Annotated in this window: 19 protein-coding genes; 7 read left to right on the top strand and 12 right to left on the bottom strand. The window is 72.2% G+C overall.

Features of this window, described 5'->3' with window-relative positions:
* Positions 1 to 113: 113 nt before the first annotated feature.
* Together Q1B24_RS06355 and Q1B24_RS06360 are read right to left on the bottom strand one after the other, a co-directional pair.
* Entirely contained in the window at positions 114 to 482 is a 369-nt protein-coding gene (locus tag Q1B24_RS06355) for a DUF5130 family protein (protein WP_299924928.1), read from the bottom strand.
* 1 nt (position 483) lies between these two features.
* Positions 484 to 873 (bottom strand): hypothetical protein, encoded by a 390-nt coding sequence (locus Q1B24_RS06360; protein ID WP_299924931.1) that lies wholly within the window; start codon positions 871 to 873, stop codon positions 484 to 486.
* Positions 874 to 904: 31 nt separating this feature from the next.
* Here Q1B24_RS06360 and Q1B24_RS06365 point away from each other — a divergent pair, with 31 nt between their 5' ends.
* Positions 905 to 2,023 (top strand): mechanosensitive ion channel family protein, encoded by a 1,119-nt coding sequence (locus tag Q1B24_RS06365; protein WP_299924933.1) that lies wholly within the window; start codon positions 905 to 907, stop codon positions 2,021 to 2,023.
* Between the two features lie 32 nt (positions 2,024 to 2,055).
* Positions 2,056 to 2,433 (top strand): globin, encoded by a 378-nt coding sequence (locus Q1B24_RS06370; protein ID WP_299924936.1) that lies wholly within the window; start codon positions 2,056 to 2,058, stop codon positions 2,431 to 2,433.
* Here the strand turns inward: Q1B24_RS06370 and Q1B24_RS06375 are convergent.
* Positions 2,417 to 3,277: a thioesterase family protein gene (locus Q1B24_RS06375; protein WP_299924939.1), complete on the bottom strand. Its 861-nt coding sequence runs from the start codon at positions 3,275 to 3,277 to the stop codon at positions 2,417 to 2,419. The genes Q1B24_RS06370 and Q1B24_RS06375 overlap by 17 nt on opposite strands.
* Positions 3,278 to 3,354: 77 nt before the next feature.
* Positions 3,355 to 3,537 carry a hypothetical protein gene (locus Q1B24_RS06380; protein ID WP_299924942.1) on the bottom strand — a complete coding sequence of 61 codons (183 nt, stop codon included), beginning with the start codon at positions 3,535 to 3,537 and terminating at the stop codon, positions 3,355 to 3,357.
* Between the two features lie 134 nt (positions 3,538 to 3,671).
* On the opposite strand from Q1B24_RS06380, the gene Q1B24_RS06385 reads away from it, so the two are divergent.
* The 3 genes from Q1B24_RS06385 (at position 3,672) to Q1B24_RS06395 (ending at position 6,074) form a co-directional block, all read left to right on the top strand.
* Positions 3,672 to 4,268 carry a TetR family transcriptional regulator gene (locus tag Q1B24_RS06385; protein WP_299924945.1) on the top strand — a complete coding sequence of 199 codons (597 nt, stop codon included), beginning with the start codon at positions 3,672 to 3,674 and terminating at the stop codon, positions 4,266 to 4,268.
* A 61-nt stretch (positions 4,269 to 4,329) separates the two neighbouring features.
* Complete coding sequence (locus Q1B24_RS06390) at positions 4,330 to 5,544, top strand: acetyl-CoA C-acetyltransferase (RefSeq protein WP_299924949.1); 1,215 nt, start codon at positions 4,330 to 4,332, stop codon at positions 5,542 to 5,544.
* A gap of 35 nt (positions 5,545 to 5,579) precedes the next feature.
* On the top strand, positions 5,580 to 6,074 hold the full coding sequence (locus Q1B24_RS06395; protein ID WP_299924952.1) for a MarR family winged helix-turn-helix transcriptional regulator: 495 nt from the start codon (positions 5,580 to 5,582) through the stop codon (positions 6,072 to 6,074).
* A 23-nt stretch (positions 6,075 to 6,097) separates the two neighbouring features.
* Here Q1B24_RS06395 and ettA read toward each other — a convergent pair whose 3' ends face one another.
* From ettA to Q1B24_RS06425, 6 genes are all read right to left on the bottom strand, one after another.
* On the bottom strand, positions 6,098 to 7,780 hold the full coding sequence (gene ettA / locus Q1B24_RS06400; protein ID WP_299924955.1) for an energy-dependent translational throttle protein EttA: 1,683 nt from the start codon (positions 7,778 to 7,780) through the stop codon (positions 6,098 to 6,100).
* 75 nt (positions 7,781 to 7,855) lie between these two features.
* Positions 7,856 to 8,305, bottom strand: coding sequence for a single-stranded DNA-binding protein (locus Q1B24_RS06405; protein ID WP_299924958.1), 450 nt, complete (start codon positions 8,303 to 8,305; stop codon positions 7,856 to 7,858).
* Between the two features lie 160 nt (positions 8,306 to 8,465).
* Positions 8,466 to 10,121, bottom strand: a complete 1,656-nt coding sequence (locus Q1B24_RS06410; RefSeq protein WP_299924961.1) for a YfjP family GTPase — start codon at positions 10,119 to 10,121, stop codon at positions 8,466 to 8,468.
* A 39-nt stretch (positions 10,122 to 10,160) separates the two neighbouring features.
* Positions 10,161 to 11,924 (bottom strand): GTPase domain-containing protein, encoded by a 1,764-nt coding sequence (locus Q1B24_RS06415; protein WP_299924964.1) that lies wholly within the window; start codon positions 11,922 to 11,924, stop codon positions 10,161 to 10,163.
* On the bottom strand, positions 11,921 to 13,039 hold the full coding sequence (locus Q1B24_RS06420) for a PrsW family intramembrane metalloprotease (RefSeq protein ID WP_299924969.1): 1,119 nt from the start codon (positions 13,037 to 13,039) through the stop codon (positions 11,921 to 11,923). Before Q1B24_RS06420 ends, Q1B24_RS06415 begins: the two co-directional genes overlap by 4 nt.
* Positions 13,040 to 13,103: 64 nt before the next feature.
* A complete protein-coding gene (locus tag Q1B24_RS06425; protein ID WP_299924972.1) occupies positions 13,104 to 18,032 on the bottom strand; it encodes a lamin tail domain-containing protein in 4,929 nt (1,642 codons plus the stop codon).
* A 124-nt stretch (positions 18,033 to 18,156) separates the two neighbouring features.
* Between Q1B24_RS06425 and Q1B24_RS06430 the strand changes: the two genes are divergently transcribed.
* Both Q1B24_RS06430 and Q1B24_RS06435 read left to right on the top strand, forming a co-directional pair.
* Positions 18,157 to 19,566: an aminopeptidase P family protein gene (locus Q1B24_RS06430; RefSeq protein ID WP_299924975.1), complete on the top strand. Its 1,410-nt coding sequence runs from the start codon at positions 18,157 to 18,159 to the stop codon at positions 19,564 to 19,566.
* Positions 19,559 to 20,722 carry a methyltransferase domain-containing protein gene (locus tag Q1B24_RS06435; protein ID WP_299924978.1) on the top strand — a complete coding sequence of 388 codons (1,164 nt, stop codon included), beginning with the start codon at positions 19,559 to 19,561 and terminating at the stop codon, positions 20,720 to 20,722. The genes Q1B24_RS06430 and Q1B24_RS06435 overlap by 8 nt, the downstream gene beginning before the upstream one ends.
* A gap of 3 nt (positions 20,723 to 20,725) precedes the next feature.
* On the opposite strand, the gene Q1B24_RS06440 is transcribed toward Q1B24_RS06435, so the two are convergent.
* Both Q1B24_RS06440 and Q1B24_RS06445 read right to left on the bottom strand, forming a co-directional pair.
* Entirely contained in the window at positions 20,726 to 20,953 is a 228-nt protein-coding gene (locus Q1B24_RS06440; RefSeq protein ID WP_299924981.1) for a hypothetical protein, read from the bottom strand.
* A complete protein-coding gene (locus Q1B24_RS06445; protein ID WP_299924984.1) occupies positions 20,946 to 21,545 on the bottom strand; it encodes a hypothetical protein in 600 nt (199 codons plus the stop codon). The genes Q1B24_RS06440 and Q1B24_RS06445 overlap by 8 nt, the downstream gene beginning before the upstream one ends.
* Positions 21,546 to 21,734: the final 189 nt, after the last annotated feature.

A 21,734-nucleotide genomic window follows, 5' to 3' on the forward strand; every position in this document is an offset into this window, starting at 1 on the left:
GGGCGCTTCCTGCCCGTCCGACGCACTGACCGGGCGCTTCCTGCCGCAACACGGACAGGAAGCGCCCGGTCGGCGTTCGTGACGGGCAGGAACTGCCCGGTCACGTGTGGTCGTCAGGCGTGGAGCGTGTTCTGCGGCCGGGCGTGCTCGGCGAGCATGGCGATGCCGCGCTGGAGCCCGACCAGCACGTTGCCGGCGGCGAACTCCGACGACATGGCCAGGACGGCGAGCTCGACCTCGGCGTCGCTGAGGTGGCGACGTACGTCACCGCCGGTGACGACCTCGACGACGCGGCGGCGCGGGTCGACCAGCACCAGCACGCTGCGGGCCGGCACCACGAGCCGGTTGTGGAGACGGGTCGCCCAGGCGCGGGTGTCGTCACCCTCGACGGGACCGACGTAGACGGAGAACTCGAACCGGCAGGTCTGCTCCGCGAGACGGATCGTCTTGTCGAGGGCCAGCCGGTCGGTCTCGCTCAGCACCTCACCAGCGGCCACTTGCGCCACCCGCCCGCGAGTCGTCACCGTCGGGCGCGGGCAGCTCGGCGACGCCCTGGCGGGGTCCGCCGATCCACTGGGCCTCGCCGGCCGAGTGGTCGGGCAGGAGCTTCTCGCCGCGGACCATGGCGGGCAGGTAGACCGCCAGGGCGATCAGCGCGAAGAGCAGGAGCGGGGCACCGAGGAAGATGCCGAGGGAGTGGAGCACGTCGAGGCCGGACTGCTCGGTCTGGCCTCCCCAGCCCTCGGGGACGTCGGCGTGGGCCGGGGTCGCGAGGAGCGCGAGCAGGGCGCCGCCGGTGAGGGCCGTGGCGCGTCGCGCCCGGCGGGCGCGCGTGCTGCGGGACGAGCGGACGGGGCTGACGTGCGTGGTCACGGGCAACAGCGTATCGCCCATACTGGCGGGCATGCCTCACCCCCTCACCGCCCCGATCATCGACGTGACCGAGGTCTCCGGGAGCGAGACCAACCCCTGCGACGAGGGCGAGAACCTCTGCGAGCTCACCTGGGACCAGACCGGCGACCCGACCCTCGCGACGGCCGTGGACTGGGTCGTCGGAAAGCCGTCGGCGCTGCTGGGACTGATCCTCATCGGGCTCATCGTCCGGTGGGTGCTCCACCGGCTCATCGACCGTGTCGTGAAGAAGGCCGAGCACGGGATGCTGCCCAACCGCGTCAGCCGCGCCATCTCCGGCGGTCGCATGGGGACGGCCCTCAACCTGCGCGAGGACCCCGGCTACACCCGACGTGTCCAGCGCGCCGCCACGATGGGCTCGCTGCTGAAGAGCATCGTCACGGGAGTCGTCCTCGTCGTCGTCACCTTGATGTTCATCTCCGAGCTCGGCTACGACATCGGGCCGCTGATCGCCAGCGCCGGCATCATCGGCGTGGCCATCGGCTTCGGCTCCCAGACGCTGGTCAAGGACTTCCTGTCCGGCATCTTCATGATCTTCGAGGACCAGTACGGCGTCGGGGACGAGGTCGACCTCGGCGAGGCCGTCGGCACCGTGGAGGCCGTCAGCCTGAGGGTGACGCGGCTGCGCGACGTCAACGGCACCGTCTGGTACGTCCGCAACGGCGAGATCCTGCGCGTGGGCAACATGAGCCAGAACTGGGCGCGCACCGTCCTCGACGTGAGCGTGGGGTACGGCGAGGACCTCGCACGCGTGCGGCGGGTCCTGGCCGACGTCGCCCACGACCTCTGGGAGGACGAGGACTTCAAGGGCCGCATCATCGAGGAGCCCTCGGTGTGGGGCGTGCAGGACCTCGGACCGGACGCCGTGGTCGTGCGGGTGGCGCTCAAGACGGCGCCCCTCGAGCAGTGGGCGGTCGCGCGTGAGATGCGCCAACGGATCAAGTACCGCTTCGACCACGAGGGGATCGAGATCCCCTTCGCCCAGCGCGTGCTCTGGATGCGCGACGGCGACCCGCGCGAGCCCCACGGCGACGCCGCGGACTCGCCCGCCACGGCGCCTGCCGGCACGCCGCCGGCCGATGGACCCGCCCGGGCCGAGGGACCCGCCTGAGCTCGCGGGCAGGGACCGGACACAATGGCCGGGTGACGACCACGTTCTACGACGAGATCGGCGGCGAGCCGACGATCCGCACGATCGTCCACCGCTTCTACGAGGGCGTGGCCGAGGACGAGCTGCTGCGCCCGATGTATCCCGAGGAGGACCTCGGCCCCGCGGAGGAGCGCTTCACGCTGTTCCTCATGCAGTACTGGGGCGGTCCGACGACGTACGGCGACACGCGGGGGCACCCCCGGTTGCGGATGCGCCACGCCCCGTTCAGCGTGACGCCCGAGGCAGCGCAGCGATGGCTGGTCCACTTCCGCGCCGGGCTCGACGAGGCCGACCTCAGCGAGGAGCACGACGCCAGGTTCTGGGACTACGTGACGCACGCGGCCCAGTTCATGGTCAACTCGATGGAGTGACCGCGGCGACCATCCCGCGGAACTCCTCGGGCACCGGCGCCGGCCTCCCGGTCGCGCTGTCGACGCACACGCCGACGACCTTCGCCCGGGCGAGCACCTCGTCGGAGTCACGCACGACGGACTCGAAGACGACCGACGTGCTGCCGATGTGCGAGACCCAGGTGGAGCAGTCGTAGGGCTCGGCGCGGAAGAGGATCGGGCGCCGGTAGTCGACGTCGGTCTGCGCGACGACGAGGTGGAAGCCCTGGCCCAGCTCGCGGCCGCTGGCCACCATGAGCTGGATGCGCGCCTCCTGGAAGTACTCGAAGTACTTCACGTTGTTGACGTGGCCGTAGACGTCGACGTCGCTGAAGCGGACGTGCACCGGGTAGTGCCCGCCCGGCACGTCGACGACCTCCGGCGCGGCCGGGGGCCGCACCGGCTCGTCCCGCTCAAGCAGCCGACCGAGCGACGCGCGCTCCTCCGGGTGGAGGCGGCGGGGTCGCTCGGTGGCGAAGACGTAGGGGGTGAGCACGGTCCGCGCTCGCAGGAAGACGGTGCGCTCCCCCGACTCGTCCTCCTCGAAGACCTCGTAGGCCATCGTGAAGCTCGCGGCGCGGATCTCGGTGACCCAGCACTCGATCGAGACCGGCTCGAAGCCGAAGGTCAGCGAGGCCACGTAGGTGACCTCGTGCCGGACCACCACGACACCCTCGGCCAGGTCCTCCGCACGGCTGTCGGGGGCGTGGGTGCGGAACATGTCCACCCGCGCCTCCTGGAGGTAGTCGACGTAGGTGACGTTGTTGACGTGGCCGAGCAGGTCGAGGTCGGCCCACCTCAGCGGGCAGCGGTAGAGATGGCGCACCCGACGATCGTCGCAGAAGCGGGCGCCCGAGGCGTGGCGGTGTCAGCCACTGGCCCGCCGGGCGGCACGGTCCTGCGTCAGGCGGCGAAGTGCAGGCGGCCGTAGTAGGTCGGGATGGACTCGCGACGCGCGATGCGGTCGGTGCGGGTCTCGCGGAGCGCGGCCGGGACGGCGACCAGGGCCAGGACGACGGCGGCGAGGGCGGCGACGCCGACGAGGGTCATGAGGGCGATGGCGATGGTGGAGTCGATGATCTGCATGGCGGTTCCTTTCTACGGGTGTAGAATTTCTACGTATGTAGAAGAGTACGCCACTCGCTGCGGGGCACAAGTCGCGCCGGTAGTGTCCTGGGTCACCGCGGTCCCGCCCCCGGACGGCGTACGAGGAGGAGAGCGTGAGCCACGCGCGTGAGGAGCTGTCACCGCGGCGCCGACAGATCCTGGCGGCGGCGACGACCGTGCTGGCGCAGCAGGGCAACCGCGGGCTCACCCACCGCGCGGTCGACCGTGAGGCGGGGCTGCCCGAGGGTAGTTCGTCGGCCTACTTCCGCACCCGCGACGCCCTGCTCCGCGCCCTGGGCGACGTCGTCGCGGACCGGCTGGCCGCCGACGTGGCCGCCCTGGGCGCCCGGCTCGCGTCGTGCCCCGGCGACCACGAGCGCGCCGTCGCGGAGGTCTCCCGGCTGTTCTCCCGGTGGCTCGGCGAGCCCGACCTGCTGGCCGCCCGGCTCGAGCTGACCGTCGCCGCGACCCGCGACCCGGCCCTCGCGAAGCGTTTCACGCAGTGGCGCGACGACCTCGTCGAGATGGTGCGCGGGGTGATGGAGGCGGCCGACGAGGACGGCGGCGCGTCGGCCGAGACCCTCGTCGCGGCGCTCGACGGCGTGCTGCTCGCGTCGCTCCTGCTCCCCCGGCGACGCCGTCGTACGTTCGTCAGCGGCAGTGTCGAGCAGCTCCTGGCGGGGCTCGGACCCAACCCGGCGCAGACCTGAGCCGACATCCCGCACTAGGGTGCGGAGAGACCGTGCAACCGCCGAGTAACCGGAGTTCTCCATGCCCGAGGCAGTGATCGTTTCCGCAGCGCGCACCCCCATCGGCCGCGCCAACAAGGGCTCGCTCAAGGACTTCCGTCCCGACGACCTCACCGTCCTCGCCGTGCAGGCCGCGCTGGACCAGGTCCCCGACCTCGACCCCCACGCCATCGAGGACCTGCTGCTCGGCTGCGGCCTGCCGGGCGGGGAGTCCGGCAACAACATGGCCCGCGTGGTGACCACCCTCCTCGGCCTCGAGGTCCCCGGCGCCACCGTCACCCGCTACTGCTCCTCGTCGGTGCAGACCACGCGGATGGCCTTCCACGCCATCAAGGCCGGCGAGGGCGACATCTTCGTCTCCGCCGGCGTCGAGACGGTCTCGCGCTTCGCGAAGGGGACGTCCGACCACCTCCCCGACACCCGCAACCCGCTCTTCACCGACGCCGGGGCCCGCACCGCCGAGCTCGCGAAGGGCGGCCAGGACTGGCACGACCCCCGCGAGGACGGCCAGCTCCCCGACATCTACACCGCGATGGGTCAGACGGCCGAGAACGTCGCGCGGATGCGCGGCCTGGACCGCAAGGAGCTCGACGAGTTCGCCGTCCGCTCGCAGAACCTCGCCGAGAAGGCCATCGCCGACGGCTTCTGGGAGCGCGAGATCACGCCCGTCACGACCCCCGACGGCACGGTCGTCACCCAGGACGACGGCCCGCGTGCAGGCGTGACGTACGACGCCATCGCCGGCCTCGACCCGGTCTTCCGTCCCGACGGCGTCGTCACGGCCGGCAACTGCTGCGCGCTCAACGACGGTGCGGCGGCGGTGGTCGTCATGTCCGACACCAAGGCCGCCGAGCTCGGCCTCGCCCCGCTGGCGCGCATCGTGTCCACCGGCGTGTCCGGCCTCTCCCCCGAGATCATGGGCCTCGGCCCGGTCGAGGCCACCAGGAACGCCCTGAAGTACGCCGGCATGGGCATCGACGACATCGACCTCGTGGAGATCAACGAGGCTTTCGCCGCCCAGGTCGTGCCGTCCTACCAGGACCTCGGCATCGACCTCGACCGGCTCAACGTCAACGGCGGCGCCATCGCCGTGGGCCACCCGTTCGGCATGACCGGCGCCCGCCTGCAGAACACCATGCTCAACAGCCTCGACTGGCACGACAAGACCACCGGCCTCATCACCATGTGCGTCGGCGGCGGCCAGGGCATGGCGATGATCCTCGAGCGGCTCTCCTGAGCCGTTCTGCGGCCTTCCCGCACTAGGCTTGCCCCATGACCGCGACAGGGGAGCCGCGCTGGCTCGGCGATGACGAGCAGCACTCCTGGCGTGCCCTGATGATGGGGATCACGCTGCTGCTCGAGCGACTCGACGACGACCTGCGCCGCGAGTTCAGCATGTCACTGGGCGAGTACGAGATCCTGGTCCGCCTGTCCGAGCGACCAGGCCGGGCGATGCGGATGGCGCAGCTCGCCGACGCGATGGCGCACTCGCGCAGCCGGGTCACCCACACGGTCGCCCGCATGGAGGCCGTCGGCTACGTCACCCGCGGCACCACACCCGAGGACGGCCGCGGCGTCGTCGCGACGATGACGGAGAAGGGCTACGACCTGCTCGTGCGCGCGGCGCCGTGCCACGTCGAGAGCGTACGACGCAACATCGTCGACCTCGTGCCGGCCGAGGACTTCGCCGCCGTGGGACGGGTCTTCGACCGGGTGTCCGACCACCTGGTCACCCGGCACCCGGAGTCGGAGATCCGACAGTCCTGACCCCGGGGCGCCGGGTGCTCGTCTCAGTCGCGGGTGAGGCGCCGGTGGGTGACCCGGTGCGGGCGGGCGGCCTCGATGCCGAGCCGCTCGATCTTGTTCTCCTCGTAGGCGGCGTAGTTGCCCTCGAACCAGAACCACTGGGCCGGGTCCTCGTCGTCGCCCTCCCAGGCGAGGATGTGGGTGGCCACGCGGTCGAGGAACCACCGGTCGTGCGAGGTGACCACGGCACAGCCCGGGAAGTCGAGCAGCGCGTCCTCGAGCGAGGACAGCGTCTCGACGTCGAGGTCGTTGGTGGGCTCGTCGAGCAGCAGCATGTTGCCGCCCATCTTCAGCGTCAGCGCGAGGTTGAGCCGGTTGCGCTCACCACCCGAGAGGACGCCGGCCTTCTTCTGCTGGTCGGGGCCCTTGAAGCCGAACGACGCGACGTAGGCGCGGCTGTTCATCTCGAAGTTCGCGACCTTGATGAAGTCCAGCCCGTCGGAGACGACCTCCCAGACGTTCTTGTTGGGGTCGATGCCACCGCGGCTCTGGTCGACGTAGGAGATCTTGACCGTCTGGCCGACCTTGAGCTCACCCTCGTCGGGCTGCTCCTGGCCGGTGATCATCCGGAACAGCGTGGTCTTGCCGACGCCGTTGGGGCCGATGACGCCGACGATGCCGGCCCGCGGCAGCTTGAAGGACACGTCGTGCATCAGCGTGCGACCCTCGAAGCCCTTGCCGAGCTTCTCGGCCTCCAGGACGACGTCGCCGAGTCGCGGACCGGCCGGGATGTTGATCTCGGAGGTGTCGATCTTGCGCATCCGGTCGGCCTCGGCGGCCATCTCCTCGTAGCGCGCGAGACGGGACTTGCTCTTGGTCTGGCGGGCCTTCGCGTTGGAGCGGACCCACTCGAGCTCGCGCTCGAGGACCTTGGCGCGCTTGGCGTCCTTCTGGCCCTCGATCTTGAGGCGCTCCTTCTTGGTCTCGAGGTACGTCGTGTAGTTGCCCTCGTAGGGGTGCGCCTTGCCGCGGTCGAGCTCGAGGATCCACTGCGCCACGTTGTCGAGGAAGTAGCGGTCGTGGGTGACGGCCAGGACGGCGCCGGGGTAGGACGCGAGGTGCCCCTCGAGCCACTGGACCGACTCGGCGTCGAGGTGGTTGGTGGGCTCGTCGAGGAGCAGCAGGTCGGGCTGCTGGAGGAGCAGCTTGCACAGCGCGACGCGGCGGCGCTCACCACCGGAGAGGTTGTCGACCAGCACGTCCGGCGGCGGGCAGCGCAACGCGTCCATCGCCTGGTCGAGGCGGCTGTCGAGGTCCCACGCGTTGGCGTTGTCGAGCTCGGTCTGGAGGTTGCCGGTCTCCTCCATGAGGGCGTCCTGGTCGGCGTCGGGGTCGCCCATCTCCATGTAGGCGTCCTCGAGGCGCTTCATCTTCGCCTTCAGCTCACCGACGGCCTCCTCGACGTTCTCCAGGACGGTCTTGCCCTCGCTCAGCGGGGGCTCCTGCTGGAGCATCCCCACCGTGGCGTCGGGGTCGAGGATCGCGTCGCCGTTGTTGGCGTGGTCGAGCTGCGCCATGATCTTGAGCAACGACGACTTGCCCGTGCCGTTGGGTCCGACGACGCCGATCTTGGCGCCGTGGAGGAACGAGAGGGTGACGTTGTCGAGGACGACCTTGTCACCGTGGGCCTTGCGCACGTTGCGCAGTGTGAAGACGTACTCAGCCATGCAGGCGAGCCTACGGGGAAGCGCCCCCGCGCCGACAATCGCACCCGTCGCCCGGGACCGCCTCCGACCGCCGCCTCACGCCGCGCGGGCCGGCTGCTCGACCTCCCCCGCCTCGGTGACCGCGGGGGTCACGACCGGGGCCGTCGCGGGCGTTGCCACGGAGTCGGTCGCCGGGACCGGCGGGGTGAGGACCGTGGTGCCGAAGGAGAGGTCGTGGCCCACTGCCGAGGCGACGACCTCGAAGGACGTCTGCGGCTTGCCGTCGCGCTCCCACAGGTCGGCCACGAGCCGGCCGTGCACGACGACCGGGTCACCGTTCGCGAGCGAGGCTGCGACGTGGCGGCCCAGCCGGTTCCAGGCCTTGACGGTGTGCCACGAGGTGGTGCCCTTGACCCACTCTCCGTCGCGGTAGCGGGTCGGGGTGCACGCCAACCGGAACGTGGCGACGGCGCGCCCGCCGGTGATCTCGCGCAGGGTGACGTCGCCGCCGATCCGGCCGGTCAGCGTGATCTGGGTGTCGTTCATGGTGTCTGCCTCCGAGTGCCGGCGGCGGTGGGTCCGCCGCGATCACCCAAGGTTCGACGCCCCGACCGACGTCGGGGGCCGGGCCGGCCGACAGCTGTGGACAACCCCGCGCCACGCGTGGCTGTGGACGCGAGGTGGCCAGCGACGGTCGAGCGGAGGTTCAGCGGAGCGCGGCGGCCAGTCCCTCGCGCACGGCGGCGTAGGAGGCGAGCTCGGCCTCGATCGGGGCGACGACCATCTCCGCGGAGACCTCGGAGATCGCGTCGCGCAGGCGCTTGTCGGCCGCCCGCGCCCGCGACCTGGCGGTCAGCGCGACGAGCCAGCGGCAGACGAGGGCGAGGAGCAGGCCGAGGCCGATCCCCCCGAGCAGCAGGAGGGTCGGCAGCGGGAAGGCCCCCACCTCCGGGGTGGGCGGCTCGGGCAGCCGGGCGTAGGACCCCAGGGCCAGCAGCGCGAGCCAGCCGGCGCCCACGATCGCGGCGACGATGAGGACGTACTGCAGGACGCGCACGAGCCCGGCCCACCAGGGGATCCTGGTGGCCCCGAGGTCGGTCGCGGCGACGGCGCGGTCGAGACGGTCGTTGAGATCGGGCAGCCGCGACACCGACGCCGCGCGCACCGAGCCGGCCCAGGACGGCGCCATGCCCTCCCCCACCTGGTCGGCGAGCGCGCGCACCTCGGTGTCGACGCGCGCACGCTGGACGCCGGTCGCGTGCGGCACGGAGGTGCGCGCGGCGCCGGTGAGCTCCTTGCCGGCCGAGCCGAGGTCGAGGTGGAGGCGCTTCAGCGGGTCGGGCTTGAGCCGGGAGAACCACGAGGTGACGGGCCAGCCGGTCGCGCGGTTGGCGCGCATCCGGGTGGAGTCGGCGACCGCCTTCACCACGGTGGGCACGCCGGCCGCGTCGGCGAATGCGTCGTCGAGCGCGGCGACGCGCTCCTTGGACAGGGTCGGCACCTTGCCGGTGCCGGTCGCGGCCTCCAGGCGCTGGGCAGCGGTGCGGACGTCGGCCTCCAGACGGGACCGCGTGACCTTCTTCTCCGCGACGCGCTTGGCGATCATGCCGCGCAGCTCCTGGATGCCCCAGCCGTGGCGGGCACTGACCGGCAGCACCGGGACACCGGCGAGGCCGTCGGCCTCGAGGAGGCGTCGTACGTCGTCGACCATGCCCGCGCGGCGGTCCTCCGGCACGGTGTCGATGTGGTTGAGCACGACCAGCATCACGTCCTGGTGGCCCGCGAGGGGCTTGAGGAAGCGGTCGTGGATCGCGGCGTCGGCGTACTTCTGCGGGTCGAGGACCCACACCATCATGTCGGCGAGCTGGACGAGCCGCTCGACCTCGAGGTGGTGGGACACCTCGGTTGAGTCGTGGTCGGGCAGGTCGAGGAGCACGACGCCGCGCATCTCGACGTCCTCGTCGGCCTTGGACAGCATCGAGTCACGGGTGACCTGGTGGCGGGCGGGGATGCCCAGCCACTCGAGCAGCTCCTCGGCGCCCTGCTTGCCCCACACGACCGCGGTGGCCCACGACGTCGTGGGACGGCGTACGCCGACCGCTGCGAGCTCGAGGCCGCTCAACGCGTTGAACGTGGAGGACTTGCCGGAGCCGGTGGCGCCGCCCAACGCGACCACCGTGTGCTCAGCGGACAGCTTGAGACGGCTCGCCGCGCGCGCGGCGACTGCGCCGGCATCGTCGACCACGGCGTCGTCGACGCGACCGCGCGCCGCCTCGGCGGCGCGCTCGAGTCCGTCGACGCGCGCGCCGATGTCAGAGCTCCTGGTGACCAGCTTCTTGGCCCCTTCGAGCAACGACGTCATGACTTCCTCACCGTCCGAGTGGTGCTGTGCACCCCAACCCTAGGGGGCGTCATCCACGGAGTCCGGGTCGGCTGCCGGCTCGGGTGCGCGGCGCGCCGCGGCGAAGCGGAGGTCGTCGACCTTGCGTGCTGCGGCGCGCATCCGCTCGGGCGTCTCGGGCGAGACCTCCATGGTGTCGAGCAGGTCGGTGTAGCGGCGGCGCTCGGCGTCGAGGAGGTCGCGCATCGACGACTCGAGCCGCTGCCGGGCGCGCTCGGCCAACGAACGGACGGCCTGGTCGCCGAAGACCGCCTCGAGCAACTTCTGGCCCAGGATCGCGGAGCCGCCGGCGATGCCCGCCTCGGCTCCGGTGACGCCCGCGGTGTGGGCGAAGACGACGACCATGAGCGCCACGGACAGGCCGTTGACGCCGAAGGCGAGGAAGCGGGCTGTCGAGCGCTTCTCGGCGCCCTCGGTGCGGACCATGTCGAGCACGTCGGACTGCCAGTCGCGGACCGCGCGCTCGGCACGGCGGCGGAAGTCGCGTGAGGCGCGACCGAGGTCCTCACCGGCGTCGCGCAGCAGGATCTGCCCGGCTGCGGTGCTGCGCCAGGACGCCTCCGCGCGCTCGGCCGCGGCCTCGGCGTGCTCGAGGATGAGGGTCTCGAGGCCGGACTCGACGGCCACGGTGACGCGTTCGGCCTGCTGGGGCTTGCCCTTGACGGCGTTGACGACCCGGTCGCGGATCCAGCCGACGCGGGTCTCCAGCGAGCGCAGCAGCTCGCCGGTGCCGACGAACTCCTGCCAGCGGGCCAGCACCTCGCCGCGCAGCAGGGTGCCGTCGGCCGACGCCTCGCCGACCGCCGTCACGGCGCGGTCGTAGGCCTCGTTGGCGTCCTCGCGCAGGCGGCGTACGGCGTCGACCTGCTCGGTGGCGGCGTCCGCCACCGAGTGCGTACGACGCGCCAGCGTGCGGATCGCGCCGTCCAGCGTCTGCTGCACCACCGACTGCCGGGCCTCCTGGTCCTCGGCGAGGGCGCGCAGCCACTGCCGGATCTCGGCGACCGACGACGAGGGCAGCAGCCCCATGTCGCTGACCTCGCCCTCCTCGACCACGAAGAGCGGGGAGTCCTTGAGGCCGCGGCTGGCGAGCATCCGGGCGAGGTGGGTGGTGATGGTGTCGACCGCCTCGGGCGGCGTGCGGTCGAGGACGATCGCGACCGCGGCGGAGCGGTCGGCGGCCTTGCGGAGGAAGTCCCACGGCACCTGGTCGGCGTAGCGGGCCGCCGAGGTGACGAAGAGCCACAGGTCGGCGGCGGCGAGCAGCTGGGCCGCCAGCACGCGGTTCTGCTCCTCGACCGAGTCGATGTCGGGGGCGTCGAGGACCGCGAGCCCGGGCGCCATCACCGGTGACGGGACGAGCTGCAGAGCGGCGGGGTCGTTGGTCTGGCGGTCGACCCGCTCGAGCTCGGGCAGCAGGCGGTCCTGGCCGAACCACCGGGCGTCGTCGGGGTGGTGCACCAGGACCGGCGAGCGCGTCGTGGGCCGCAGGACGCCGGGAGCGGTGACGCGGGTGCCGACGACGGAGTTCACCAGCGTCGACTTGCCGGCGCCGGTGGACCCGCCGACGACCGCGAGCAGCGGCGCGTCGAGGGTCATCAGGCGCGGGATGACGTAGTCCTCGAGCTGGTCGACCATCTCGGCGCGAGCGGCACGCTGCTCCTCCGCGCCGGGGAGCTCGAGCGGCAGTCGCGCCTCCTGCAGGGCGCCGCGCAGCCGCACCAGGGCGGTCACCATGGCGGTCGTGCTGTCGGGGCCTGTCATCGCGTGGGGACCACCTGTCCGGGGAAGGAGATGTAGGGGCGGATCCGGCGCAGCTCCTCGACGTGCTCCTGGCCACGTACGGAGAAGTCGGTGGGCGCCGTGCCGCGCAGGTAGCGGTGGTGGAGGTAGCCGAGCTCGATGGCCGCGGCCTGGTACTCCCGCATGGCGCGCTCGGCCATCGGTCCGCCCTGGTGGCGGGCCCACCGACGCGCGTGCCGCCGGGCGCGCAGGTCGACCAGCCACGGGATGTCGGTGGCGGGCAGCAGACCGCGGTCCGCGGCGTCCTGCAGGGCCCGGGCGAGCAGCGGACGCTCGGAGCGACGCCGGTAGACGGCGAACGCGACCACGCCGAGGAATCCGGGGAACATCAACGTGCCGTAGACGACGAAGAAGTCGGTGGTGCCGGAGACGGTGGAGTAGTTCCACACGCCGTGCAGGAGGGCAGCCAGCGCGAGGCCCACCACAGGCGCGAGGAGTCGCACCCCGGTCCGCCGCGAGACGATCGCGAGACCCACGCCGATGCCGATGAACGCGGTGAAGAAGGGGTGGGCGAACGGGCTGATGAGGCAGCGGACGACGAACGTGGCCGTCAGCGCGGTGGTGCCGCCGGGGCCGAGCCCGTCCGTGCCGTCGTAGGCGGCAGCGAGGTAGAGGATGTTCTCGGTGTAGGCGAACCCGATGCCGACCATGCCGGCGTAGACGATGCCGTCGAGCACGCCGTCGAGCTCGTGCCGGCGCCACCACAGGAGCAGGAACAGGAACGCACCCTTGGTCACCTCCTCGGTGACGGGCGCGACGACGCCCAGCACGTCGCGCTCGGTGGCGCCGCCGGCCAGGCCGAGGCCCTGGAAGACGATGGCCGCGCCCGTGGCCGCGAACGCGCCCCAGAGCAGGCCTGCGACGAGGAGGTTGCGCGGCTCGGGCTCGTAGCGGTCGAGCCACATGAAGCAGCCGACCAGCGGACCGACCGGGACCGCCGCGAGGAGAGCCGCCAGCGCGAGGGATCCGGGCGCCCCCGAAAGGGCGGCGACCACGGCCATGACGACCCCGCCGAGGAGCACCAGCGCCGCCACCACAACGGTGAAGGCGACACTGTCGCGGCGGCCTCGTTGCATGGGTCCGACCCTAACGGAGCAGGTGCGGCGGCCGGTCCGCCGCCGCACCCCTTCGGGCGTCCCGTCAGCGGGGCCTGACGGCCCGGGTGGGCCGGCTGGTCCGACGCGAGGTCTCGTAGCCGCGCTTGCGCGCGACGACCCGGACCGAGATGCGCTCGCCGCGATGGGTCGGCCGGAGCGCGAGCCGCCTCCCGGTCCCCACCCTCCTGCCGTCCGCCAGCCAGACGAAGCGGAGCTTCGTGCCGGCGGTCCAGTCACCCGGCCGCACCCGCAGGACCTCTCCCACCGACGGCCGGCCGAGGACCCGCGGACGCGGACCCGCCAGCCGCCCGCGGCGTACGTCGGCGTCGTCCTCGACGGCAGCGGTCGTCGGGGTGAGTCCCGCGGCGGCTCCCGTGACGTCGACGCTGATGCGAGCCCCGCGGTGCCGCGCACGCAGCTCCAGCACGTTCCCGGCCTCGCCCCCGAGCCGGCGTCCGTCGGCGTACCAGGCGTAGGAGAGCGTGGCGCCCGGACTCCAGGTGCCGGGGTCCACGCGCAGCTCGCGGCCCACGCGGGGCTTGCCCCGCAGCGTCGGCGTGCCGGCGACGACCGAGCCTGGAACGGGCGTCGGCGTCGTGGTCGGGTCCGGAGCCGGCGTGGTGGGGTCCGGAGTCGGAGGGTCGGTCGGCGGGACGGTGGGCTCGCCGGCCGCCGTGAAGGAGCGCACCACCGAGTGGTCGACGGCCCCGTAGGGGTCGGCGGTGCGCACGTACCACCCGTGCTCCCCCGGCTCCACGTTCCAGGTGGCGGTGAGCGGGTCGCCGCTCGCGACATCGTCGAACGCGGCGATCCGCTCGGTGGTGAGGATGTCGACGCTGAGCTCGTCAGTCGACAGTGTCTTGGTCCGCGGCGTCAGCCCCGAGGCGGCGTAGGGGATCTCGAACTCCTGGTGGACCGGCTCGAGCGACGGGTCCTCGGAGTCGAAGTCGTCCAGCGACGGGGAGTAGGTCCGTACGACGATGCGGCCGCCCTGGTTGTCGAAGTGGAGCAGGCGGAGGTAGCCCAGGCCACCCTCGGGCAGGCCCTGGTAGTCGAACAGCATCGAGTAGACGGTGCGGTCCGCAACCCCGTCACCGTCGTCGTCCATCTCGTCGGTGCGGGTGTAGGCGTCGTGGTAGTGACCGGAGCCGACGGCGATGACGTTGGCGTTGGGCGTCACGACCTCGTCCATGATGCGCTGCGGGATCGGGCCGAGCCCGCCCGTGGTCAGCATGAACTCGTGCAGGTTGAGGATCACCTTGCGCTCGGGGTGGTCGGCGATCACCCGGTTCATCCAGCGGATCTGCGCATCGCCGGCGCCCCAGCCCATGGTGACGACCATCAGGTCGACGCCGTCGGCGCTGATGAGGTTGTAGCTGCCGCGGTTGTTCTCGTGCGACCCGCCGTACCACGGCTTGTCGGCGTAGCGGGCCTCGCCGAACCACCGGCCGTAGGCGCCGTAGTCGTTGCGGTGGTGGCCGACGTCGTGGTTGCCGGCGAGGACGCTGTAGGGGATGCCCGCCTCGTCGAGGTCGCGGTAGGCGACGTCGGCGCGCTCCCACTGGGCCGGCTGGTCCCAGTCGTTGATGATGTCCCCGGTGTGCATCAGGTACTGCAGGTCGAGGTTCTTGCGCTGACCGACGAGGAAGTCGTGGATGGCGCGCTGGTGCGGGTAGAAGTCGGGGTTCTGGTTGTAGTACTGCGTGTCGGACTCCCACGCGACCGTGAAGTCGTACTGGTCGCGCGGTGTCACGCCCCTCGCGGAGTACGGCGGCACCTGGTCGTCACGCGTGCTCTGGCCGGGCGTCGTGAAGCCCTCGGAGTGCTGCACCAGGACGGTGATCCTCCCGTCCTCGACGTGGTCCTTCGCCGGCACGAGCGCGTCGAGCTCGAACTCCGTCGGGGCCCCACCGGTGGTCAGGTGCTCGTCGACCTCGTCCCACTCCCCCGCCGCCACGTCGAGGACGTGGAGGCCGACCCGCGCCTCGGCGTTGGCCGAGCCGGACCAGTGGATGCGGGCGGTGAAGTCGTCGCCCGCCCCCTCGGGCACCTCGACGGTGTAGAGTTGGTAGGGGAAGAGGCCGTCGGACTCCGTGGTGGCGACCAGGCCGTCGGTGGTCGTGATCGCCGCGAGGTCGTCCTCGCCGAGCAGGACGGCGCCGTCGCGCGTGACGCGCCCGGCGTCGTACGTCGTCCCCGCGCTGGCGGTGACGGCCTCGTCGTCGGCGGCCAGGTGGAAGCCGCGACGCAGCTCCACGTCGAGCACGTCGCCCTCCGGGTCGCTGGGCGTCGCCTCCAGGGTGACGTCTCCCGCCTCCACCTCGGCGCCGTCCTCCGGCGCCTGGAGCGACGCCGACGGCTGCTCCTCGGGCGTGGTGAAGGCGATCGTGCGGGTGCGGGTGTTGCCGAGGGTGTCGACGGCGGTGAGCACCAGCTCGTGCCCGCCTGCCTCGAGCTCCACAGAGGAGGTCGGGTGCGGCAGCGCGATCTCCTCCCCGTCGAGGGTTGCCGTCAGCGACTCCACGCCGGAGCCGGCGTCGGTGGCCTGGGCATCGACGCCGAACGACCCGCGCATGGTGGCACCGTCCTCGACGGTGGCGCTGATCTGGGGTGCGGAGTTGTCGACGACCAGCGTCCGGGTGGCCGACTGGCCACCGGCCGCAGCGGTGACCGTGTGCTGCCCGTCCGCGACGGCCGTGGTGTCCCACTGGTGCAGCACCGAGTCGAACGCGTCGTCGGGGACGTCGAAGGTGGCGAGGAAGTAGACGAGGTTGGCGTCCGAGAAGCCGATCCGGGCGTCGGGCGCGGGGCAGCTGCGCTCCGTGGGCTCCTGTCCCTCGCCGGCCCCGGCGCACGACACGGGCCGCAGCACCCTCCCGTCGGGGAGCGCGAGGCGCGGGTCGATGGCGACCCAGTCGTCGTTGTTCTCGTTCGGGTCGGGCTGGGGCCAGGCCTTGGTGCCGGCGTAGATGCCGATCGTGACCTGCTCGCCCCGGACCACCTGCTCGAGGGGGACGTCGGCCGCGACGGTCTCCGTGCGCTCGTAGAAGCCCTCGTCGAAGACCGTCAGCACCTCGTCGCCGATCTTCACGCCGTTGCGGAAGAAGGCGTCGGTGTTGGTGGCCTCGAAGGCGAACCGCGGCGACGCCTCCAGCGACGGTACGACGTCGTCGACCTGCTGGCCGTCGACCGCGAGCGAGAGCCCGGACGGGTCACCGTCGGTGGTGGCGGTGAGCGGCGCGTCGCCGGAGACGAAGTCGCCGTCGGCGTGGTTGAGCCGTACGGGCGGCCGCGGCCCCTCGCCCAGGTCGACCCGGACCGGGCCGAGCGTGGTGGTGTGGGTGCCGTCGGACACCTCGAGGGTGTAGTCGACCCACTGCTTCCCGTAGAGGTCGACGGAGGGAATCGTGTAGACGAACCGGTCCGGCGACTCGAAGCGCAGCGACCGGGTGATCGGGTCGCCCACGTCGGTGGCCAGGGTGAGCTCGGCCGTGCGGACCTGGTGGTCGTCGCGGACGTCGAAGCCGAGGGTGAGGTCCTCGGTCTCGGGCAGCAGCGGGCCGCCGGTGAGGTCGTCGATCCTGGGGGCCGTGTCGTTGGCCGGCGTGGCGACGAGGCCGTCGGGGACCTGGTCGGCGTGGGTGTAGCCCGGTGTCGGGGCGTCGAGCCGCGTCATCGTCTGGACGGTTCCGTCCCTGGGCTGCGGCACCCACAGGTGGTCGGGCGAGTCGGCCGGGTTCCAGGCGTACTGGATCGCAGTGGTGGCCGTGGTCTGGGCGTCGGTGAAGTAGTAGGAGGTGCTGGTGTCGATGCCGGTGTTGGTCATCACCTGGATGCCACGCAGGCCGCCGTTGGACATGCCCGCCGTACGCAGCTCGACGAGGTCCTCGCCGGCCGTCAGGCTCGCTCCGAACGCGGCGTTGAAGTCGTCGGCGGTCATCGCCTCGTTCGCGGCGTTCTTCACCCACAGCACGAGCGTCTGGCCGGGTTCGATGACCGCGTCGCGCGGCACGGCCGGCCACAGTGCCTGGTTGGTGGTGACCGCGTTGGCGTCGATGTAGAGGTAGTTGAGGGTGAAGTCGCGGAAGTCCACCGGGGCGTCGGAGGCGTTGTAGACCTCGACGAACTCGTAGGCGTCGGCGCCGCCGACGTTGGCCGTGTCGGGGGCCACCTCGGTGACCTGGAGGATCGGTGCGTCCAGGTCGGGGTCCGTCGGGGGCGCCGGCGGCTGCGTCGGCACACCGGGCTCCTCGGCCGGGGGCTCCTCCGGGTCGCCGTCCTGACCGGTGGCGAGCTGCTCGTCGCGCACCGCGCCGGGGTTGGGGGCCTGCTGGGTGGCGAGCACACGATGGACCGCGGTGCCGTCGGTCGGGACGGCGTACTCCACCGTCTTGTCGACGCCCTTGTCGCCGGAGGTCCAGCTGACCTGCGCCACGTCGGTGGTGGCGCCGGCGTCGGTGCGGCGGATCCACATCGTGGTGCCGCCGTTGTTCAGACCGTTCTGGCCGGAGAGGACGGTGAGGTCGTAGGAGCCGGTCCAGCCGAGGCCGGTGTAGAAGTCGCGGAAGTCCTGCTCGGACAGGGCCGCGTCGCCCGTGAAGCCACTGTGCCGCGGCCACATCACGAGCGTGCCGTTGGCGGGCACCGTGGCGGCGGGGTCGTGGGTGAGGGTCTTCTGGGTGGTGCCGCTCAGGTAGACGACGGAGTAGCCGGCGTCGGCGAGGTTGATCGGGGCGTCGGTGGTGTTGCGCACCTCGACGAACTCGAAGGCGTCGACCGACGAGCCGTCGGCGGTGGGCCGGTTGCTGGAGTCGACGTTGATCTCGGTGACCACGAGCGCCGGCGGGCCGGCCGCCGCCCGGGCCGGCAGTGTCGCCACGGCGAGTGTCCCCGCGGTGAGGGCCGCCGCGGTGAGGGCCGCCGCGGCGGCCAGGGTGGTGAGGGAGCGCAGGAGGTGTCTCGCAGACGGCATGGCTGCACCCCACCGGCGGCGCGTGAACCGCGCACGACCGCTCGGTGAACGTGGTCGCTCGCCCGGACGTCAGGTCTGCCTTGGCGCATGCCCGACCGGCACGCCAGCGTCGTACAGTGACCGCGTGAGCGAGCCGACTGCCGAGATCCCCGCCGAGACCGTCCAGAGCGTCGACGAGACCGCCGACCAGCCGAAGACCGAGTCGCACGACCCCGCCGTGCCGGCCGCCTACGCCGCCTTCATGCGCGAGGGCTGGGGCGACCGCGCGCTCGACGTGCAGCGCCACCCGGTCGCCGACCGGGCCGCCGAGCGTCGCGCGAAGCTCGTCGCTGCGTTCCCCGACGACCGCCTCGTCCTGCCCGCCGGGACCTACAAGGTGCGCGCCAACGACACCGACTACCGCTTCCGGCCCGACACCGCCCACACCTACTTCTCCGGCAACCAGACCTCCGACGCCGTGCTGGTGATCGAGGACGGAGAGTCGGTGCTCTACGCACGGCCGCGCTCCGAGCGCGACACCGACGAGTTCTTCCGCGACCGGCAGTACGGCGAGCTGTGGGCCGGTCGTCGCCCGTCGGCGCAGGAGATCTCCGACTCCCTCGGCATCGAGGTGCGTCACGTCCAGGACCTGCCGTCCTTCGACGACGACCGCAAGACCCGTGACCTGACGCGCGACGAGGACCTCGCCCGCGTCGCCGACGAGCTGCGGCTGGTCAAGGACGAGTGGGAGATCGGCGAGCTCCAGGAGGCCTGCGACATCACCACGCTCGGCTTCGAGGACTCCGTGCGCGAGTGGGACCGCGTGCGCGAGTTCGGCGAGCGCTGGATCGAGGGCACCTTCTTCCGCCGCGCCCGCGCGATGGGCAACGACATCGGCTACGACTCGATCTGCGCCGGCGGCTCGCACGCCACGACGCTGCACTGGATCGACAACACCGGCGCGATCGAGCCGGGCAAGCTGGTGCTGCTCGACATGGGGGTGGAGGGGCACAACCTCTACACCGCCGACGTCACCCGCACGCTCCCGGTCGACGGCCGCTTCACCCCGCTGCAGCGCGAGCTCTACGACCTCGTCCAGCAGGCGCAGCAGGCCGGCATCGACGCCGTACGCCCCGGAGTGCCGTTCCTCGCCGCCCACAACGCCGCGATGAAGGTGCTCGCCCACGGCCTGGAGGACATGCACCTGCTGCCGGTCCCCGCGGAGGAGGCCCTCGACCCGGAGTCCAAGGTCTACGCCCGCTGGACCCTGCACGGCACGTCGCACATGCTCGGGATGGACGTCCACGACTGCGGTCGCTCGTCGGCCGACATCTATCCCAAGGGCGACCTCGCCGAGGGCATGGTGCTCACCGTCGAGCCGGGTCTCTACTTCCAGGAGGACGACCTGCTCGTCCCCGAGGAGCTCCGCGGCATCGGCATCCGCATCGAGGACGACATCCTCGTCACCGCCGACGGCAACCGGAACCTCTCGGCCTCGCTCCCCCGCACGTCCGCCGACGTCGAGGAGTGGATGGGCTCCCGCATCGGTGGCTGACGCGGCGCCCGCGTCCAGCCTCGCGGTCGTCGACGGGCTCCCACGCTGTCACCACTTCGACGCACACCGGTGCCGCTCGTGCACGCTGCTCGGCACCACGCGCGACGGCCAGCTCTCCGACAAGGAGGCGCACGCGCGCGGGCTCGTGTCCGCTCCGGTGTGGCTGCCGACCGTGGCCGGCCCCGACGTGGGGTTCCGCAACAAGGCCAAGATGGCGGTCGGGGGGACCGTCGACGCGATGACGCTGGGCATCCTCGACCGTGACCTGGTCGGGGTGGACCTGCGCGACTGCGGCCTGCACTCCGACGGCCTCCGGGCGGCCCTCGACCGCGTGGGCTCGTGGGTGAGCGACGCAGGCCTGACGCCGTACGACGTCGGGGCGCGGCGCGGCGAGCTCAAGCACGTGCTGCTCACCGAGTCGCCCGACGCCGAGCTCATGCTCCGGCTCGTGATGCGCTCGACGGCGCTGGAGGCGCGCGTCCGGTCCCGCCTGCCGGCGCTCCTCGAGGCGGTGCCGGCACTGCGGGTGGTGACGATCAACCTCCAGCCCGAGCACAAGGCCGTGCTGGAGGGTGAGCGGGAGATCGTCCTGACGGCGGAGCCGACGCTGCCCATGCGGCTGGCGACCGGGGTCACGCTGAGGCTCGGCCCGCGGTCGTTCTTCCAGACCAACACCGCGGTCGCGGAGGCCCTCTACGACCAGGCGCGAGCCTGGGTGCGCGACCTGCCGGACGTGCGGACGGCGTGGGACCTCTACTGCGGCGTGGGTGGTTTCGCGCTCCACCTCGCCGGTGCGGGCCGTGACGTCCTGGGTGTGGAGGTGTCGGCCGACGCCATCGCCGCGGCGACGGCGACGGCGGCCGAGCTGGGGGTGCCCGCTCGCCTCGTCGCGGCGGACGCGACGGCGTACGCCCTCGGCTCGGACGCGGTGCCGGACCTCGTCGTGGTGAACCCGCCCCGGCGCGGCATCGGCTCCGACCTGGCGGCCTGGCTCGAGACGTCAGGCGTGCGGCACGTCGTCTACTCGTCGTGCAACGCCGAGTCGCTCGCGCGCGACCTGGCACTGATGCCGTCGCTGCGGCCGGTCGAGGCGAGGGTGCTCGACATGTTCCCGCACACCACCCACTACGAAGTGCTGGTGCTGCTCGCGCGGTGAGGGTCAGCCGCGGCGGATCCGCGGTCCCGTGCTCACCCTGGTCATGCGGAACGCGTCGCTGTGCCCGTCGTCCACGGTGGACGCGAGCACGGCCGGATCGGTCGTGGCGAGCGGCGCGAAGGCCTTGATGCCCAGCCGGACCCAGCGGGGCGACGAGAGGCACGCGGTGGGAACGGACACGGCAACCGCGTCCGCCCCGGCGTCGTACCTGGCTCCGGGGTCCTCAGCCACGCCGCACCTTGGGCCCCGTGGCGATGTTGTCGCGGATCGCCCCGTCGCGGTGCGCGTCGTCGGCGTAGGCAGCGACCAGCTCAGGGTTGGCCTGCTGTCCTGACACGGAGACGACGCCCGCGCCGATCTGCACCCAGCGCGGAGCGTCGAGGCAGGACGTGGGAAGCGACGCCGTCACCGTGTCGGCGCGCAGGTCCACCTTGGCCCCCAGACCGTCGCAGCCCACGGTCCGCGGCCCCCGATCGATGCTGGTGATCGGCTTGCCGCCCAGGCGCTCGACGAGGAGCTCGTAGTTCCCCTGAGGGGTGCGGACGCGGATCACGATGAACTGGAAGGGGTCGCGCTCGAGTGCCCGGAACGCCACGCCCACCCGCAGCCGCTTGGCGCCGTGGGCCACCGCTGTCCGGATCACGTCGGTCGCTTCGTGGTCGGGCGCGGGGACGGCCTCGTCGAGGTCCACCGCCTCGTCGACGAGGGTCACGGCGTCACCGACGGCGTCCTCGGTGACGACCTTCTCCGCGCGGGCAGCCGCGGGGGCGAGGAGAGCAACGGGGACGAGGACGGCAACGAGCCGTGTGGCGAGACGAGACATGCGCGAACCCTAGGCTGGCCGTCGCCCGGCATGTGACACGAAGCACGGAATCGAAAGTATGAGCCTGCAGTTGGGCTGGACGTGCGTGCCTCGACGACCGTCCCCGCGACCGTGGGTGACCTGCTGACCCAGCGGCGTGCCGTCGACCTCGCCCGCACCGAGAGCGCGCTGTGTCGCCTCGGACGCACC

Source organism: uncultured Nocardioides sp., from assembly GCF_947488025.1.
Classification (GTDB): Bacteria; Actinomycetota; Actinomycetes; order Propionibacteriales; family Nocardioidaceae; genus Nocardioides.